Genomic DNA, 15124 nt, shown 5'->3' with positions numbered 1-15124 from the left:
GATGAAAAGATCACTTGCAAAAAAATATATTTTGGCACTCATCGGCTTTGCAATTTTGGTATTTCTTGATCAGTGGACCAAGCAGTTGGCAGTCAGTCATCTGATGGATCAGGGGAATATCATATTGATCCCCGGCATATTGCAGTTACATTATCTGGAAAATACGGGAGCAGCCTTTTCCATTATGGAGAATAAGACAATCTTCTTTTGCATCATTACGCCGATCTTATGTGCTCTGATGATCTGTCTTTTTATCAAATTGCCGGATAAAAAAGAATATGGCTCTCTGCGTCTGATCCTGGTCTTTTTATTAGCCGGAGCCATTGGCAATTTTATCGATCGGATCTCTTATCACTATGTGATTGACTTTATTTATTTTTCACTGATCAATTTTCCGGTCTTTAATGTAGCGGATATCTATGTGACCTGTGGGGTGATCTGCCTCTTCTTTTTGATCCTCTTTGTCTATTCGGACAAGGAGTTTGATGAGATCTCTGCGGCAGCACTTGGCAGGAAAAAGGAGCGCAAGTAGTTATGGCAGAGTATCATGTGACAGAGCAGGACCAGGGCATGCGCATCGATCAATTTTTATGTAAGTGTCAGCCGGATGTTTCCAGAAGTGCCATACAAAAATGGATCAAAGACGGCAATGTCCTCGTCCAAGGGAAAGCCTGCAAGGCAAATTATCGCATCAACAAGGGAGATACGATCGCTTTATTTGTACCGGAACCGGTAGAAGTATCCATCCAGCCACAGGATATCCCTTTGGATATCTTATATGAAGATAAAGACCTTCTGATCGTCAATAAGCCAAAGGGCATGGTCGTGCATCCGGCGCCGGGGCATCCCGATGGTACACTGGTTAATGCCATTATGTATCACTGTAAGGAGTCGCTGTCCGGCATCAATGGAGAGATCCGTCCGGGCATTGTCCACCGAATCGATCAGGATACGACCGGATCTCTGATCGTATGTAAGAATGATCAGGCGCATATCAAGATTGCGGAACAGATCAAGGTACATTCGATCAACCGTATTTATCGGGGAATCGTGATCGGTCATCCGGCAGAGGATGAGGGACTGGTACACGCACCGATCGGGCGCAATCCTAATGATCGAAAGAAAATGGCGATCAATGAGAAGAATGGTAAAGATGCCATTACACATTACCGCCTGCTCAAGCGTTTTAAAGATTATTCCTATATGGAATTTAAGTTAGAAACCGGTCGGACACATCAGATCCGTGTGCATATGGCGTCCATTGGACATCCTTTATTGGGAGACGTCCTATATGGTCCAAAGAAGTGTCCTTACAAATTACAGGGACAGACACTGCATGCCGCGGTCATTGGCTTTGTGCATCCGACCAGCGGGGAATATCTGGAGGTCGAGGCGCCATTACCGGATTATTTCAAATATTTACTGGAGATATTGCCGGAATAGAAGGCTAATCTAAAAAAGAATACAGATGTTTTAAAAGAAAACGGACACCGCTTGGTCTGTATGGAAATCCTACATGACAAGGCAATGTCCGTTTTATGCTTTTATATAATTCCTGGTACAGGAAAACGGGCAAAGCCCTGTAAATAAATATGCCATGCAAAAATCAGAAGAAGCGGAAGACACCAAATACAACGCCGAGGATCTGGCAATCCGGGACGATGATCGGATCCATGTTGTCGTTTTCCGGCTGCAGGCGTATGTGTCCGTCTTCTTTATAGAAAGTCTTTACCGTAGCAGAATCATCCACCAGGGCAGCGACCATATCACCGTTGGAAGCCGTATTCTGCTGCTTGACAATGATCACATCACCATCACAGATACCGGCATTGATCATGCTTTCGCCCTTGACACGGAGCATAAAGGTATCCTGATTTGGCATGTATTCTGCAGGGATCGGGAAATAATTCTCGATATTCTGAATGGCTAATAGCGGCTGACCTGCGGCAATAGAACCGATGATCGGAACGTTGACCATCTCACGCCGGGTCAGATTAAAACTGTCATCCACGATCTCGATCGCACGCGGCTTGGACGGGTCTCTGCGGATATAGCCGTTTTTCTCCAAGGATTCCAGATGAGAGTGGATAGAAGATGTAGACTTTAAATGTACTGCATCGCATAACTCTCTGACGGTAGGCGGATAGCCTCTATTTAAGATCTCCTGCTTGATGTATTCTAAGATTTCACGCTGCTTTGGTGTAATGCGTCCGTATTCCATAGAAAACTCCCTTCGTAAACAAATAGATAAATGATTTATTCAGATTATAGCATAGGAAAGTATAAAAAGCAAACATACATTCCGAAAATTTGTTCGAAAAACTTCTTGACAAACATCTGTTCGCGTTGTATTCTAATACCAGAACAAAGGTTCGTTCTGATACATTTTGAGAAAGAGGATGAGAGATATGACAAAGAGAATCCAGCAAAAGCAGTGTATTTTATTTTATTTGTTGATGGCAATCGCTATTATGGTTACCGTTATCTGTGCCTTTGCTATGACATCCAATGCCAAGCAAGACCACAATATGTACAAGTATTATACCAGCGTCCAGGTAGAGGATGGGGATTCCCTTTGGTCTATCGCCAAGGAGTACTCTGACGTAGACTCTTACGCATCTTATACCGATTATATTGATGAGGTGAAGCAGATCAACCATATCTCCGGGGATGACATTCATGCAGGAGAGTATCTGACGATACCTTATTATTCCGCACAAGTACAGTAGTTTGCTTGTCTTTTCCCACTATTACCAGTATAATATAGATTGTAGTTAAATTATATTTACCTACAGGATAGAGGGAGAAATTGAATTTATGTTACGATTTATTTTAGTAGTACTTGCAAATGTAAAGCGTGGACCATATCTGATTCCCAAGATGCGAAAGATGTTCCATCATCCGGAGCGTTATTCCGAGCAGGTACGTTATGCATTTGCACAGAAACTGATCAATTACATGAAATCTTCCGGCAAGATCAAGACGGAAGTCTATGGCACCGAGAATTTACCTTTAGAGGGCGGTTATGTGATGTATCCCAACCACCAGGGCAAGTATGATGCATTAGGGATTATATATGCTCACAAGCAGCCCTGTTCCTTTGTTATGGACAAGGCAAAGTCCAATTCTTTTTTGGTCAAGGAACTGGTCGATATGTTGGGTGCCAAGCGTCTGGAACTGGATAATGTCAGACAAAATCTTACCGTTATCAATGAGATCACAGAGGAAGTCAAGCAGGGCAAGAAATACATCCTGTTTTCAGAAGGTGGTTATGATAGGAATCGCAACAAGGTACAGCAATTTAAGCCGGGAAGTTTTAAATGTGCGGTTCGTTCCAAAACACCGATCGTACCGGTTGCATTGATCGATTCCTACAAACCTTTCAACAGTTTGGAATTTGGAACAGTTACGACCAAGGTTGTTTTTTTACCAGCCATCTATTATGACGAGTATAAAGATATGAAGACACCGGAAATTGCCAAACTGGTTCGCCAGCGCATCATTGCCCGCATGGCAGACTTTGCTGTGGATGCCGGCTGACAGGCATCGATCTGATCGGTATAAGGTAATACAACAATTATGATCCGATGAAGGGCAATCAAGTTTTCTTCGGATGTGTAAGAAACTGCTATGGTATCTATGATTAGGTGACATAGCAGTATTTGTTTGAAAATGTATCGTGCGGATAAATATCTGTTTTTCCGAAAGATGTTGTGCCAAAAGACAGAAGATGATATACTTATATAGAGAAACGCACCCAAAGACTTTTATGCATGCTATGCGTTTTCTTATGAGTTCCTAATGTTTTTATATATGGATGAGGATTTATTATGGGAAAAGATTCTGCTTATTACAAATCAAAAACAAGATCACAGAAAGTCAAACTGCGCGGTCTTATCGACCAGTTGCCGAGTTTGGCTGCAGATTATATCTACAGTAAAGAACTTACCACACAGCCCAGCACCTTGATATCTTATTGTTACGATCTGCTGACGTTTTTTCGCTTTTTACAGACGCATAATTCAACTTTAAAGGATCTTTCTTTGACAGAAATCCCTTTGTCCGTCCTGGATCACTTACAATCAGAAGATATTGTGGAATACCAACGTTATCTGGAGTTAAATTTAGATGGTGAAATGCATGAAAACGGTAAGAAAGCCATCGCACGGAAAATGTCGCCTTTGCGAGGTTTATTTCAGTATCATTATGAACGCAAGAATATTTCAGATAATCCGATGATACTGGTCAAATTGCCAAAGTTAAAAAAGGATAAAAACATTGTCCGCATGAACAATTATGAGGTGCAGGCACTTTTAAATGTCATTGAAAATAATGCCGGCGTGCCTATGACCGAAAGACAAAGAAAATATGCCGCCAAGACCCAGAAAAGAGATCTTGCTATCATGACCCTTATGCTTGGCACCGGCATCCGTGTTTCGGAATGTCGCGGCCTGGATTTAAACGATCTGGATTTTAATGTCAATTCTATGACCATTGTCCGCAAAGGTGGTGGGCAGGATGTCTTGTATTTTAGTGATGAAATCCATCAGGTCTTAGATGACTATATCTGTTCGGAACGCGCCCTGATCACGCCATATGAGGCGGATGCTCCTGCCCTCTTCTACTCTATCCAAGGACGGCGCATGAGCGTAGATTCCATCGAACGTCTGGTAAAGCGTTATGCACAGATGGCGGTGCCCAACAAAAAGATCACGCCGCACAAACTGCGCAGTACCTATGGCACAGCCCTTTACCGTGAGACAGGCGATATCCGTCTGGTAGCCGATGTTTTAGGGCATGAAAATATCAATACCACCATTGATTATTATGCTGCCATGGAGGATGAACACAAGCGTCAGGCAGCAAATGCCGTAAATTATAAACGCAAGGATCTATGATCGGATCCTTGCGTTTTCTTATACCTTACGACTTATCATTTTATAAATTATCCAGTTCTTCTGCGGAGAGAACACGTCCATCCTGCCAGATCTTTTCCAAATTATAGAAAAGCCGGTCATCCTGTGAAAACAGATGCACGATCACATCTTCGTAGTCCATCAGGATCCAGGTAGAAGAACGATTTCCTTCAACCTGCTTTGCGTGGATCCCATGCTCATACATTTCCTTGTCTACTTCATTTTGCATAGCAAGCAACTGGTTCTGACTTCCGCCACTGGCAACGATAAAGTAGTCAGCCATAACGGAAAGTCCCTTAATATCAATTACTTTGATGTCTTCTGCTTTCTTTTCGTCCAAAGCATGACATACCAATTTCACCATTTCCTTGATTTCCATAAATTTTGCTCCTTTTTTTATTTTTGCAAGTTTTTATAGTATTCATATGTTTCTAAAGTCATTGGATCCATATCGGATGGACTCTGACTTAAATATTGGACAGAATCCTCCAAGATCATAAAAAGTCCGGCATCGATATCTGCAAAAGATTTACGGCGTATCTCTTCCAAATGTGGCGCTTTGTCACGGTGCGGCTCTATATAATCCGCAATATAAATGATCTTATCCAGAAGATTCATATCCGGACAGCCGGTCGTATGCACAGCAATTGCATGCAGGACCTGTGGATCTGTAATATCATATTTCTTTTTTGCAAGGTAAGCACCGACTTTTCCGTGTAATAAATGCGGATGCCGGTTCTCGATATCTGTAACCGTAATTTTTTGCTTATGACAGATGTCTAATCGCTTTTCGTCGCTGAGACATTTAGCACAATCATGCAGTAAACCGGCAACCATGGCCTTTATCTGCGGATAGCCATGGACGGATGCCAGATTGCCTGCCGTATACATGACTCCCAAGGTATGTTCAAAACGTTCCGGTTTTAACTCCCTTTTGACCTTTTTTTGTAAAGTATCGATCAAAGAAAGCGGATAGTCTGCCTGATATAATTGATGCTCAGCAATATAAGAAAGCACCGCATCCGGTAGCATGGATAAAATCGTTTCCATTTCCCCTGCTTGCAGACATTTGCGGATATAGGAAGAAGAAATATCCATCACCTCTACCGGCATCTCAATAAATTCCGTCGAGAATTTCTGCCGATATGCCTCTATACGCTCGTTAAATGCCATTGGATGGGCTTTTTTGATAGCAGCCTTATCCAGTGGACGTTTGGCGACGACAATTTTACAGACGGCACAGATGCGCTCCGGATGCACCCATTGATCGAACATGGCAAAAGAATCTTCGCCAATGATAAAATAAAAATCTGCATTTTGACCATACTGCGCATGTAATTCTTCCAAGGTCTCCCAGGAATAACACGGTGTCTTTTTTTCTAATTCAATATCACAGAGCAAAAATGCCCGTTCAGACGCGATCGCAGAATTTACCATATTCTTACGGTGCCAGGCAGACACATGTTCTGCAACATCCTTGTGTGGCGGTGTTCCCGCCGGCAAAAACCAGACTTCATCCAGGGAAAGAAAATCTCTGGCACATCTTGCAATATTCAAATGTCCTTCGTGAATGGGATTGAAGGTCCCACCTAAAATTCCGATCTTTTTCACAGCAAGCAACCTTTTTTATTTTGGAAGTTCGATCTTTGGCTTTTTCGCCGCACGGTAAAGAACGATCTTTCTACCGATCACACGGACTACCTGGCTGTGGGTACGCTCTGCCATGGTCTCTGCAATGGCTCTTGGATCATCAAAACAATTCTTGAGCACGGATATCTTGATCAGTTCTCTTGCTTCTAAGGCTTCATCTACGGCAGTAATGATCTCCGGTGTCAGAGAAGATTTTCCAATCTGTAAAATCGGTGTCATTTTGCTTGCCAAACCTGATAAATAGGCTCTTTGTTTGTTATTCATCATTCTTTTGCTCCTTACTTATAATAATCGAACATCAGACCATACATGCGAACAGTATCGCCTTCCTCAATGCCAAGTTCCTCTAATTGCTTTAAAATGCCCTGCTCTTTCAAGAAACGCTGGAAGAAAAGGAAGCCCTTTTCGGAATCAATATTGGTATAGCCCAGCATCTTCTCGATACGAGGTCCCTCTACCACATATTCGCCTTCTTCGTTGACTTCAACGGTAAACGGTTCTTCGCTAAAGAAACGCAGCGCCGGATCAAATTCAGGTTCATAGACGGTCACTTCCTCCGGACAAGTCTTTAAGAGTTCCTGTACGTGATACAAAAGTTCCTTTACACCCTGCCCGCTGACGGCGGAAATGGAAAAGACTTCGATGCCCTTTGGTTCAAATTCCTTGCGGAGTTTTTCGATGATCTTCTCACTGCCTTCCATGCAGACATCCATCTTGTTGGCTGCGATCACCTGTGGCTTATCCAAGATTGCCGGATCATAGGCCTCTAATTCCTTATTGATCGCCTTGATGTCCTCAAGAGGATCCCTACCCTCAACAGAAGCACCGTCTACCATATGGATGATGACCTTGGTACGCTCAATGTGACGTAAGAATTCATGCCCCAGACCAATGCCTTCAGAGGCACCCTCGATCAATCCCGGGATATCCGCGATCACAAAGCCGTTGCCATCTAAATCTACCACACCAAGGTTTGGATTTAAGGTAGTAAAGTGGTAATTTGCGATCTTTGGCTTGGCATTTGTCACGCGGGAAAGGAAGGTGGATTTGCCGACATTTGGAAATCCGACCAGTCCGACATCAGCAATGACCTTCAACTCCAGCTGTACCTCGATCTCAATGGATTCGCCACCCGGCTGGGCATACTTTGGTGCCTGCATGGTGGAAGTCGCATAATGCTGGTTGCCGAGGCCGCCACGTCCGCCGGTCAAAATGATCTGGCGTTTGTTGTCGCCGGACATGTCTGCAATGACTTTGCCGGACTCTGCATCCTTGATCACGGTGCCTTCCGGTACTTTTAATATAAGATCAGCTCCATTTTTACCGTGGCAGTTCTTTTTACCGCCCTCTTCGCCTGCCTGTGCGGCAAATTTCCTGCGATGGCGATAGTCTGTCAAGGTATTTAAGCCCTCGTCAACTTCAAATATGATGTCGCCGCCCTTTCCGCCGTCACCGCCGTCCGGACCGCCATTTGGTACAAATTTCTCGCGACGGAAACTGACATGTCCGTCGCCGCCTTTTCCTGATTTGATTATAATTCGTGCACGATCTGCAAACATATGATTACACCTTTCAAAAAATACTTGGTATACATTACTTTGTTATATAGTAGTATCCGCTTTCTAAATACTATTATATAACAAAGTAGACTCGGCTAAACAATAGTCGAGTCTACCAAAATGTTCTTAGTTTTCGCTTGCTACTGGATAAACACTAGCCTGCTTCTTGTCGCGGCCCTTTCTTTCGAAACGAAGAATACCATCTGCTGTTGCAAATAATGTATCATCACCACCGATACCTACGTTAGTACCCGGATGAATCTTTGTTCCACGCTGTCTGTAAAGAATATTTCCAGCCTTAACGAACTGTCCGTCCGCTCTCTTTGCGCCTAATCTCTTAGACTCTGAATCACGTCCGTTCTTAGTAGAACCAACTCCCTTTTTGTGGGCGAAAAATTGAAGATTCAACTTTAACATGTCTACACCTCCTCAAATTTTAGTGTAAGATACGAATCACCGTATTGCTTATAAATCTCTGTTAAGCCTAAGACCAGAACATCCATAAGTAAGTTCGATTCCTTGGAAACGGCCTCCGTAAATCGGAAATCAATCAGATTATCGGTTTCCTCTTTTCCTAGAAAAAATCTTTTCTTTTTCGATGTCTTGGTATCGTCCTCTTTGCTATCCAAAGCATATGCATCCTCTGTGAATTGATCGATCCCATTGATGGTATTGATCACCAGCATGGATACTGCCGCGCAGACAATGTCTTTGCCGGCTTGTTCAAATCCTGCATGTCCACTGCAACGGATGCCCCGATACTGCTCCTGATCTTTGAAAATCGTTATCGAAATCATAACAATTCCTATCGATTATCCATTAATCTTATTGATCTGTACTTGTGTGAACGCCTGTCTATGACCGTTCTTATTGTGATAGCCAGTCTTTCTCTTGTACTTGTAAACGATTACCTTTTTACCTCTGCCTTCTTTAACGACAGAAGCTTCTACAGTTGCGCCTTCAACGGTCGGATTACCAATCTTTAATCCGTTATCGCTGATAGCCAGAACCTGATCAAATGTAACCTTTTCACCAGCTTCTACTCCAAGCTTTTCAATGGTAATGATATCGCCTTCAGATACTTTGTACTGCTTACCACCTGTTGCTATAATTGCGTACATATGGCACCTCCTATTATCATTACTCGCCAACTACGGTGTGCAAAATGCAACTTAAACCTCGTTGTGCGGCATACCTTGATATATTAGCATAGGAATCTGCTTTCGTCAATCGTTTGTCGGAAATTATGTCGATATTTTGTATTTTATTGCGTACAATATGAAAGTGCTTGCTGCAAGGACTGATATTTCTTGGCGCGTGTGATCTCCATAAGATCTAAGCGGGTAAAATCCACAACATTCGCCTTGACATAATCCTCTTTTAAGAGGGATTTCATATAAGTAGTCAGTGCGTCTTTTTGCTCCTTATTTTTCAAATTGATAAAATCGACCACAATGATGCCGCTGATATTGCGCAGACGCACTTGTCTGGCGATCTCCTTGGCAGCTTCCATATTGTTGGAGAGGTAATAATCATCCTTCTTTTTCTTTTTGGTATTGTTGCCACTGTTGACATCAATGACCGTCAGTGCCTCCGTCGGCTCAATGACAAGGTAGCCACCGGAAGAAAGATAGACCTTTTGGGCAAGCGCCTGGGTCAGCATCTGCTCTATGCCGTAAAGCTGTTTGAGGGAATAGGCAGGATCTGCATACAGGCGTACCGGTATGCCCTCGGTATCAGTTTCTTTTAACCGTTCATACCAGACAGGATCATCGGTTACGATCTCTGTCAGACCTTCTCTTTGAAAACGATCTATATGCTCAAAAAAAGGATGCCTTTGTCCCGGCACCGAAAGAAGTGATCCAGCGACAAGGTGCTTCGCTCTTGAAAGCAGGTCACTCACGCTATCCTGCAGCATCCGGTATTCGGCATATAAGAGATCCTCGTCACATTCCATCGCATTGGTTCGCACAACGATCCCCAAATTTTCGTCTGCAACCCGGTCCAGAAAACCACTCTGGATCTGTTTTCGCCTTTCCCCAGAGATCTTCTTGGAGATCCCATGTAAGCGGTTGCCTGTCGTGAGCAAGAGATGCGCGGAAGAAAAGGAAAGGTTGGTCGAAACGCAGATTTCCTTGGATTTGATTGCATCACGGATGACCTGTACGAGCAATTCATCCCCCTCCACTAAGGCATCCTTCTTTCCGTTCTTTCCGGTAAAGATGATATTTTCCATAGCGGTATCTTCCATAGGATAAAAGAAGGTTAGGTCATCTGCCTTCAAAAAGGCGGCATGTATCTGGGGCATCACTCGATCGACCCTTGCAACATAAATATTGCCGATCAAGGATGGTGAACTTGTATCATATGGATGGATCTCGATGGGATGATCGTGCGCGTCCAGATAGAGCAAAAGTTCCATCTGCTTTTGCCCGCTTGTCCATTCTGTAATAAAGCAACGATTATTCTTTGTCATGACCGATCTCTCCCAAAGATACAAAGTCCGGAGCCTGACCGGTCAGCATATCCTCTCTATGGATAAAGAAGTCATATTTGCCTAAGTCGGTCTTTCCCATGCTTCTAAAAAAGTGATCCAGCACCAGTTCCGGCTTGATATTATCCGTACTGCCGGTGGAGACTAAAAGCGAAAAGATAATACCGCTGTCTCCGCAGGAATTGCAGACCTCAGAGATGGTAAAGTCATAGATCAAAGGTTTCAGATCCAATTCGCGCTCTCCCTTTTTGGTCTTTTTGATGATGGGAATGGTCCCTGCATCATCAAAAAAGGCTTTTTTGGCAGCCTGCAACTCTGTAATCGTATAAGGAAACTTCTCCGGGTGCTTATAGGATAAAATATAAGAGGCGGCGTTCACGGAGGACATGGCATTTTTCGTATTGTCCGGCAAATAGCGGAAAGACGTCACTTCCATGCCGTCTACCATAGCAGCCTGCAAACGCTGCAAGGCTTCCTGGCTTGGCACAAACTCTTTTAATTCAATATCCATATATTCGCCCGAACTGCTCAGACCAACGCCCAGCGGAGCCGCAAAAGACATGATCTGATGCGGGTTAAAACCTTCGGAATACTTGATCGGCAGTCCGCTTCTGCGGATGGCTTTCTGGAAATAGCGCATGATGTCCAGATGACCGATATAGACCATACTGCCGCTCTTGCTAAATTTAATTCTTACCTTCAAAACAAATGCCTCCTCCAAATGATGCTGCACCGCAACCGGAGCATTGCATTTTACAGTTTGGTGTTACCACCTGATCGATGGTCGCACGCTTCCATTCGCGTACAAAAAATTCCTTGCGCACACCAACATCAATAAAATCCCATGGCAGAACTTCATCCAAAGGACGCTGGCGATAGACATAAAAATCAAGAGAGATACCGTTTCGCTCCAAGATCTCATGCCATTTATCGACATCAAAATAATCCGACCAGGCATCAAACATACAGCCTTCTTCATAGGCTTCGTAAATGGCTTTGGCAAGTCTGCGGTCGCCTCTGGCAAAAAGTCCCTCTAATACCGTCACATCCGCTTCATGCCAGTTATAACGCAGGCTTTTGTGGTTCAACTGCTCCTTCATCGTATCGTTGACAATTTTGGCGCGGCGGAGATATTCGCCTTTTTCATACATAGGTGCCCATTGAAATGGGGTAAAAGGCTTTGGTACAAAAAAGGAAGTGCTCATCGTGATCTGGCACTTGCCGTTGCGCTTGTCCTTTGGGATCTCATAATAGCGAACCGCAATTTCATTGGCGAGTTCCGGGATGGCACGCATATCTTCTTCGGTCTCGGTCGGAAGGCCAAGCATAAAGTAAAGTTTTACCTTCTGCCAGCCGCCCTCAAATGCCATACCGGCACCGTTTAAAATGTCATCCTTGGTCAGTCCCTTATTGATGACATTGCGGAGCCGTTGGGAACCGGCTTCCGGGGCAAAGGTCAGACTGCTCTTTCTGACATCCTGTACCTTGCTCATGACATCCAAAGAAAAGGCGTCGATACGCAGGGATGGCAGGGAGATATTGACACCATCTCCACAGCAGTCGTCGATCAGGAAATTGATCAGTTCCGGCAACTGGGTATAATCACTGGAACTCAAGGAACTCAAAGAGATCTCCTCGTGTCCGGTCGAGTCTAACATTTCCTTGGCATAGGTCTTTAAAAGATCCAGACTCTTTTCACGGTTGGGACGATAGACCATACCTGCCTGACAGAAACGACAACCACGGATGCAGCCACGCTGGATCTCTAAGACCACGCGGTCCTGTGTGGCACGCACAAACGGAACCAAAGGCTTGGTCGGATAGGCGCCCTCATCCATATTAACCAGTACCTGACGCTTTACCTTTTCCGGGACATCCGCAAAACGCGGTGTCATGGCTGCGATCGTTCCGTCTTCCTGATAAGTCACTTCATACAAAGATGGCACATAGATGCCCGGGATCTGAGCAGCCTTGCGAAGAAATTCCGCTCTGGTGTAGTTTCCGACATGCTTCATATCTTTATATAGACTCAAGAGCGCATCATAAGAGATCTCGCCCTCACCGATATAGCACAGATCACAAAAGTCAGCAATCGGCTCCGGATTGTAGGTACAAGGTCCTCCGCATAAAATGATCGGATCCTGATCCGAACGGTCTTTCTGCCACAAAGGGATCTGGGCAAGGTCTAAGATCTGCAGGATATTGGTATAGCACATCTCGTACTGCAAGGTGATGCCAACAAAGTCAAAATCCTTGATGGGATCTTGTGTTTCTAACGCAAAAAGAGGGATATCCTCCTCTTTCATGATCTTATGCAGATCCGGCCAGGGAGAATATACTCTCTCACAGTAAACATCATCTCTTCTGTTAAACATTTCATAAAGGATCTGGATGCCAAGATGAGACATACCGATCTCATAGACATCCGGGAAACACATGGCAAAACGGATATCGACCTTGGAGGGATCCTTCTTTACCATGTTCAGTTCATTGCCGATGTATCTTGCAGGCTTATCGAGTTGCATTAAGATATCATCTGACAGTGCTAATTTATTCATATATTGTATAATTCCTCTCGCTTTTATCTCTGGGAAAGTTCGCGTGTAATGTCTTCCCAAGTCAGTCCTTTTTCCACCATCAAGACCATCATGTGATAGAGGAAATCAGACATTTCATACTTGACTTCTTCGTTGTCCGGGTTCTTGGCAGCGATCACGATCTCCGTCGCTTCCTCTCCGACTTTCTTTAAAATCTTGTCGATACCTTTATCGAACAGATAATTGGTATAGGAACCTTCCTTTGGATGCTCCCTGCGGTCAGCAATCACCTGGTAAACGGACTCAAAGACCTTGAGTGGATTGCGTTCTGTGTACTCTTTTTTGATGATCTCATTGAAAAAGCAGCTTGGTGCGCCGGTGTGACAGGCAATACCGCCCACCTGGGATACCTTGGCTAAAATAGTATCATAATCGCAGTCAGCGGTTAACGACTTGACATATTGGGTGTGTCCGCTTGTCAAACCCTTGATCCAGAGTTCCTGTCTGCTTCTGCTGTAATAGGTCATCTTGCCGATACGGATCGTCGTGTTAAAGGCTTCCTCATTCATATAGGCAAGCATGAGAACCTCGCCGGTCTGATAATCCTGCGCAATCACAGGCACCAGTCCGTCTGCATTTACTTTCAGATCGCTCCAGGCAAGTTTTGGCTCAAAATTGTCCATCTTGATGCCGGCATCGGAAAGTTCACATTTGACCTGCATGATATCGGTCTGGGTATCGTTGATAAAGGAACCACAGATACCACGGATCTTGTCAGACTTTAAAAGGTCGATCACATCTTTAAAGTTGTAAGAATCTACATCAACAATGTAAGGTACATTGGTAATGCTCTCAATGCTGTTTAAAAGTGTGCGATCATAGATCACAAGTTCATGGACATGGTCTTCCAGGACATCCTTGGTCTTAAAGAGAAAGTCCACATTTGTCAGGGATACCAGCATTTTCTCCGCTCCAAAACGGGCACTGGCTTCCTTTAAGATCTCGATCGCGGATGGCTTGGAGCCGTTTAAAATGACTTCCACACAGCCGGCATAAAGAAATTTCTTAACATCTTCCAGTCGCTTAATGTTGCCGCCGCCACAGGTCTTGATCTCGATATTACGGTTGATCTCACGGATGGCTAAAATGTTTTTCTCATGTTCTTCATCTTCCGAAGAAAGATCATAACAAATGATCTTGTCAATACCACTGTCGTTGTAGAGGCGTGCCAATTCTAAGACATCCTGCTTTTCGTCGGTATGCTTTGGATCACGCACTGCCATCCCATCTTTTAAATAGATTGTTGCTACGATATTTTTGTGTTCCATCTTAGTATGTTCACTTTCTATTGATTTTAAGCCAGACTTCCCTTGGTGGAAAGAATGTCTGCGATTCTCGGATCCTTGGTCGTTGCCGCATCCAGAGCCTTTGCAAAAGCCTTGAACATGGCTTCCGCCATATGATGATTGTTGCCGGATTTTAATACCTGTATATGCAGGTTCATGCCTGCACTATAGGAAATGGCATAGAAAAATTCGCGGATCATCTCCGTATCCATATAGCCGATCCGATCGGTGGTAAATTCTGCATCAAAAGACAGATAAGGTCTGCCGGACAAGTCTATGGCACAAAGCACTAAAGTCTCATCCATAGGTAAGATACAGGAGCCATAGCGACAGATTCCCTTTTTATCGCCCAGCGCCTGCTTGATAGCCTCCCCCAGAACAATGCCACAGTCTTCGATCGTATGGTGGCAGTCCACGATCAGGTCTCCCTTGATCTTTACATCCAGATCAAAAAGTCCGTGTCTGGCAAAGCCCTCCAACATATGGTCGAAAAAGCCGATATCCGTGGAGATCATCGATTTGCCACTGCCGTCGATCGTAAATGTCAGATCGATATCTGTTTCCTTTGTTGTGCGCACACAGTGGGCGCGTCTTACATCACTCACCCTTTATCCCTACTTTC

At 44.2% G+C, this 15124-nt stretch carries 18 protein-coding genes; 5 read left to right on the top strand and 13 right to left on the bottom strand.

Going from position 1 to position 15124, the window contains the following annotated elements; translation table 11 throughout:
- Position 1 precedes the first annotated feature (1 nt).
- Together lspA and DW183_RS06730 are read left to right on the top strand one after the other, a co-directional pair.
- Positions 2 to 532, top strand: a complete 531-nt coding sequence (gene lspA, locus DW183_RS06735; RefSeq protein WP_118281210.1) for a signal peptidase II — start codon at positions 2 to 4, stop codon at positions 530 to 532.
- A gap of 2 nt (positions 533 to 534) precedes the next feature.
- Entirely contained in the window at positions 535 to 1443 is a 909-nt protein-coding gene (locus DW183_RS06730) for an RluA family pseudouridine synthase (RefSeq protein WP_118281209.1), read from the top strand.
- A gap of 163 nt (positions 1444 to 1606) precedes the next feature.
- On the opposite strand, the gene lexA is transcribed toward DW183_RS06730, so the two are convergent.
- Positions 1607 to 2221: a transcriptional repressor LexA gene (gene lexA / locus DW183_RS06725; protein ID WP_118281208.1), complete on the bottom strand. Its 615-nt coding sequence runs from the start codon at positions 2219 to 2221 to the stop codon at positions 1607 to 1609.
- Positions 2222 to 2408: 187 nt separating this feature from the next.
- Between lexA and yneA the strand changes: the two genes are divergently transcribed.
- From yneA to DW183_RS06710, 3 genes are all read left to right on the top strand, one after another.
- Entirely contained in the window at positions 2409 to 2729 is a 321-nt protein-coding gene (gene yneA, locus DW183_RS06720) for a cell division suppressor protein YneA (RefSeq protein WP_158573032.1), read from the top strand.
- Positions 2730 to 2817: 88 nt separating this feature from the next.
- Positions 2818 to 3540 carry a lysophospholipid acyltransferase family protein gene (locus tag DW183_RS06715; protein WP_118281206.1) on the top strand — a complete coding sequence of 241 codons (723 nt, stop codon included), beginning with the start codon at positions 2818 to 2820 and terminating at the stop codon, positions 3538 to 3540.
- Positions 3541 to 3830: 290 nt separating this feature from the next.
- The gene (locus DW183_RS06710; RefSeq protein WP_118281205.1) at positions 3831 to 4898 is read left to right on the top strand and encodes a tyrosine-type recombinase/integrase; all 1068 of its coding nucleotides are present in this window, start codon (positions 3831 to 3833) and stop codon (positions 4896 to 4898) included.
- Between the two features lie 40 nt (positions 4899 to 4938).
- Here DW183_RS06710 and rsfS read toward each other — a convergent pair whose 3' ends face one another.
- The 12 genes from rsfS to hisB form a co-directional block, all read right to left on the bottom strand.
- Positions 4939 to 5295 (bottom strand): ribosome silencing factor, encoded by a 357-nt coding sequence (gene rsfS, locus DW183_RS06705; protein WP_118281204.1) that lies wholly within the window; start codon positions 5293 to 5295, stop codon positions 4939 to 4941.
- Positions 5296 to 5312: 17 nt separating this feature from the next.
- Positions 5313 to 6527, bottom strand: coding sequence for a nicotinate-nucleotide adenylyltransferase (gene nadD, locus DW183_RS12785; RefSeq protein WP_330416331.1), 1215 nt, complete (start codon positions 6525 to 6527; stop codon positions 5313 to 5315).
- A gap of 15 nt (positions 6528 to 6542) precedes the next feature.
- A complete protein-coding gene (gene yhbY / locus DW183_RS06695) occupies positions 6543 to 6830 on the bottom strand; it encodes a ribosome assembly RNA-binding protein YhbY (RefSeq protein WP_118281372.1) in 288 nt (95 codons plus the stop codon).
- Positions 6831 to 6844: 14 nt separating this feature from the next.
- Entirely contained in the window at positions 6845 to 8125 is a 1281-nt protein-coding gene (gene obgE, locus DW183_RS06690) for a GTPase ObgE (RefSeq protein ID WP_118281202.1), read from the bottom strand.
- A gap of 126 nt (positions 8126 to 8251) precedes the next feature.
- On the bottom strand, positions 8252 to 8542 hold the full coding sequence (gene rpmA / locus DW183_RS06685; RefSeq protein WP_118281201.1) for a 50S ribosomal protein L27: 291 nt from the start codon (positions 8540 to 8542) through the stop codon (positions 8252 to 8254).
- Positions 8543 to 8544: 2 nt separating this feature from the next.
- Entirely contained in the window at positions 8545 to 8922 is a 378-nt protein-coding gene (locus DW183_RS06680) for a ribosomal-processing cysteine protease Prp (protein ID WP_118281200.1), read from the bottom strand.
- A gap of 15 nt (positions 8923 to 8937) precedes the next feature.
- Positions 8938 to 9246 carry a 50S ribosomal protein L21 gene (gene rplU, locus DW183_RS06675; protein ID WP_118281199.1) on the bottom strand — a complete coding sequence of 103 codons (309 nt, stop codon included), beginning with the start codon at positions 9244 to 9246 and terminating at the stop codon, positions 8938 to 8940.
- 143 nt (positions 9247 to 9389) lie between these two features.
- A complete protein-coding gene (locus tag DW183_RS06670) occupies positions 9390 to 10601 on the bottom strand; it encodes a ribonuclease E/G (protein ID WP_118281198.1) in 1212 nt (403 codons plus the stop codon).
- Positions 10588 to 11322, bottom strand: coding sequence for a TIGR03936 family radical SAM-associated protein (locus DW183_RS06665; RefSeq protein ID WP_118281197.1), 735 nt, complete (start codon positions 11320 to 11322; stop codon positions 10588 to 10590). The genes DW183_RS06670 and DW183_RS06665 overlap by 14 nt, the downstream gene beginning before the upstream one ends.
- The gene (locus DW183_RS06660; protein ID WP_118281196.1) at positions 11306 to 13177 is read right to left on the bottom strand and encodes a TIGR03960 family B12-binding radical SAM protein; all 1872 of its coding nucleotides are present in this window, start codon (positions 13175 to 13177) and stop codon (positions 11306 to 11308) included. The genes DW183_RS06665 and DW183_RS06660 overlap by 17 nt, the downstream gene beginning before the upstream one ends.
- A gap of 23 nt (positions 13178 to 13200) precedes the next feature.
- Positions 13201 to 14484 carry a bifunctional phosphoribosyl-AMP cyclohydrolase/phosphoribosyl-ATP diphosphatase HisIE gene (gene hisIE / locus DW183_RS06655; RefSeq protein WP_118281195.1) on the bottom strand — a complete coding sequence of 428 codons (1284 nt, stop codon included), beginning with the start codon at positions 14482 to 14484 and terminating at the stop codon, positions 13201 to 13203.
- 26 nt (positions 14485 to 14510) lie between these two features.
- Complete coding sequence (hisB, locus tag DW183_RS06650; protein ID WP_118281194.1) at positions 14511 to 15107, bottom strand: imidazoleglycerol-phosphate dehydratase HisB; 597 nt, start codon at positions 15105 to 15107, stop codon at positions 14511 to 14513.
- Between the last annotated feature and the right edge of the window lie 17 nt (positions 15108 to 15124).

Origin of the sequence: Roseburia sp. AM16-25, assembly GCF_003473825.1 — a bacterium.
GTDB classification, from domain to species: Bacteria; Bacillota; Clostridia; order Lachnospirales; family Lachnospiraceae; genus Pararoseburia; species Pararoseburia lenta.
Note: the sequence above shows the minus strand (reverse complement) of the source record. Positions and strands in the feature narration are given on the sequence as shown.

Excerpts from the sequence above, each read along its gene's own strand:
- lspA (WP_118281210.1), top strand. The coding sequence starts at position 2 with ATGAAAAGATCACTTGCAAAAAAATATATTTTGGCACTCATCGGCTTT.
- DW183_RS06730 (WP_118281209.1), top strand. The coding sequence starts at position 535 with ATGGCAGAGTATCATGTGACAGAGCAGGACCAGGGCATGCGCATCGAT.
- lexA (WP_118281208.1), bottom strand. The coding sequence starts at position 2,221 with ATGGAATACGGACGCATTACACCAAAGCAGCGTGAAATCTTAGAATAC.
- yneA (WP_158573032.1), top strand. The coding sequence starts at position 2,409 with ATGACAAAGAGAATCCAGCAAAAGCAGTGTATTTTATTTTATTTGTTG.
- DW183_RS06715 (WP_118281206.1), top strand. The coding sequence starts at position 2,818 with ATGTTACGATTTATTTTAGTAGTACTTGCAAATGTAAAGCGTGGACCA.
- DW183_RS06710 (WP_118281205.1), top strand. The coding sequence starts at position 3,831 with ATGGGAAAAGATTCTGCTTATTACAAATCAAAAACAAGATCACAGAAA.
- rsfS (WP_118281204.1), bottom strand. The coding sequence starts at position 5,295 with ATGGAAATCAAGGAAATGGTGAAATTGGTATGTCATGCTTTGGACGAA.
- yhbY (WP_118281372.1), bottom strand. The coding sequence starts at position 6,830 with ATGAATAACAAACAAAGAGCCTATTTATCAGGTTTGGCAAGCAAAATG.
- obgE (WP_118281202.1), bottom strand. The coding sequence starts at position 8,125 with ATGTTTGCAGATCGTGCACGAATTATAATCAAATCAGGAAAAGGCGGC.
- rpmA (WP_118281201.1), bottom strand. The coding sequence starts at position 8,542 with ATGTTAAAGTTGAATCTTCAATTTTTCGCCCACAAAAAGGGAGTTGGT.
- DW183_RS06680 (WP_118281200.1), bottom strand. The coding sequence starts at position 8,922 with ATGATTTCGATAACGATTTTCAAAGATCAGGAGCAGTATCGGGGCATC.
- rplU (WP_118281199.1), bottom strand. The coding sequence starts at position 9,246 with ATGTACGCAATTATAGCAACAGGTGGTAAGCAGTACAAAGTATCTGAA.
- DW183_RS06670 (WP_118281198.1), bottom strand. The coding sequence starts at position 10,601 with ATGACAAAGAATAATCGTTGCTTTATTACAGAATGGACAAGCGGGCAA.
- DW183_RS06660 (WP_118281196.1), bottom strand. The coding sequence starts at position 13,177 with ATGAATAAATTAGCACTGTCAGATGATATCTTAATGCAACTCGATAAG.
- hisIE (WP_118281195.1), bottom strand. The coding sequence starts at position 14,484 with ATGGAACACAAAAATATCGTAGCAACAATCTATTTAAAAGATGGGATG.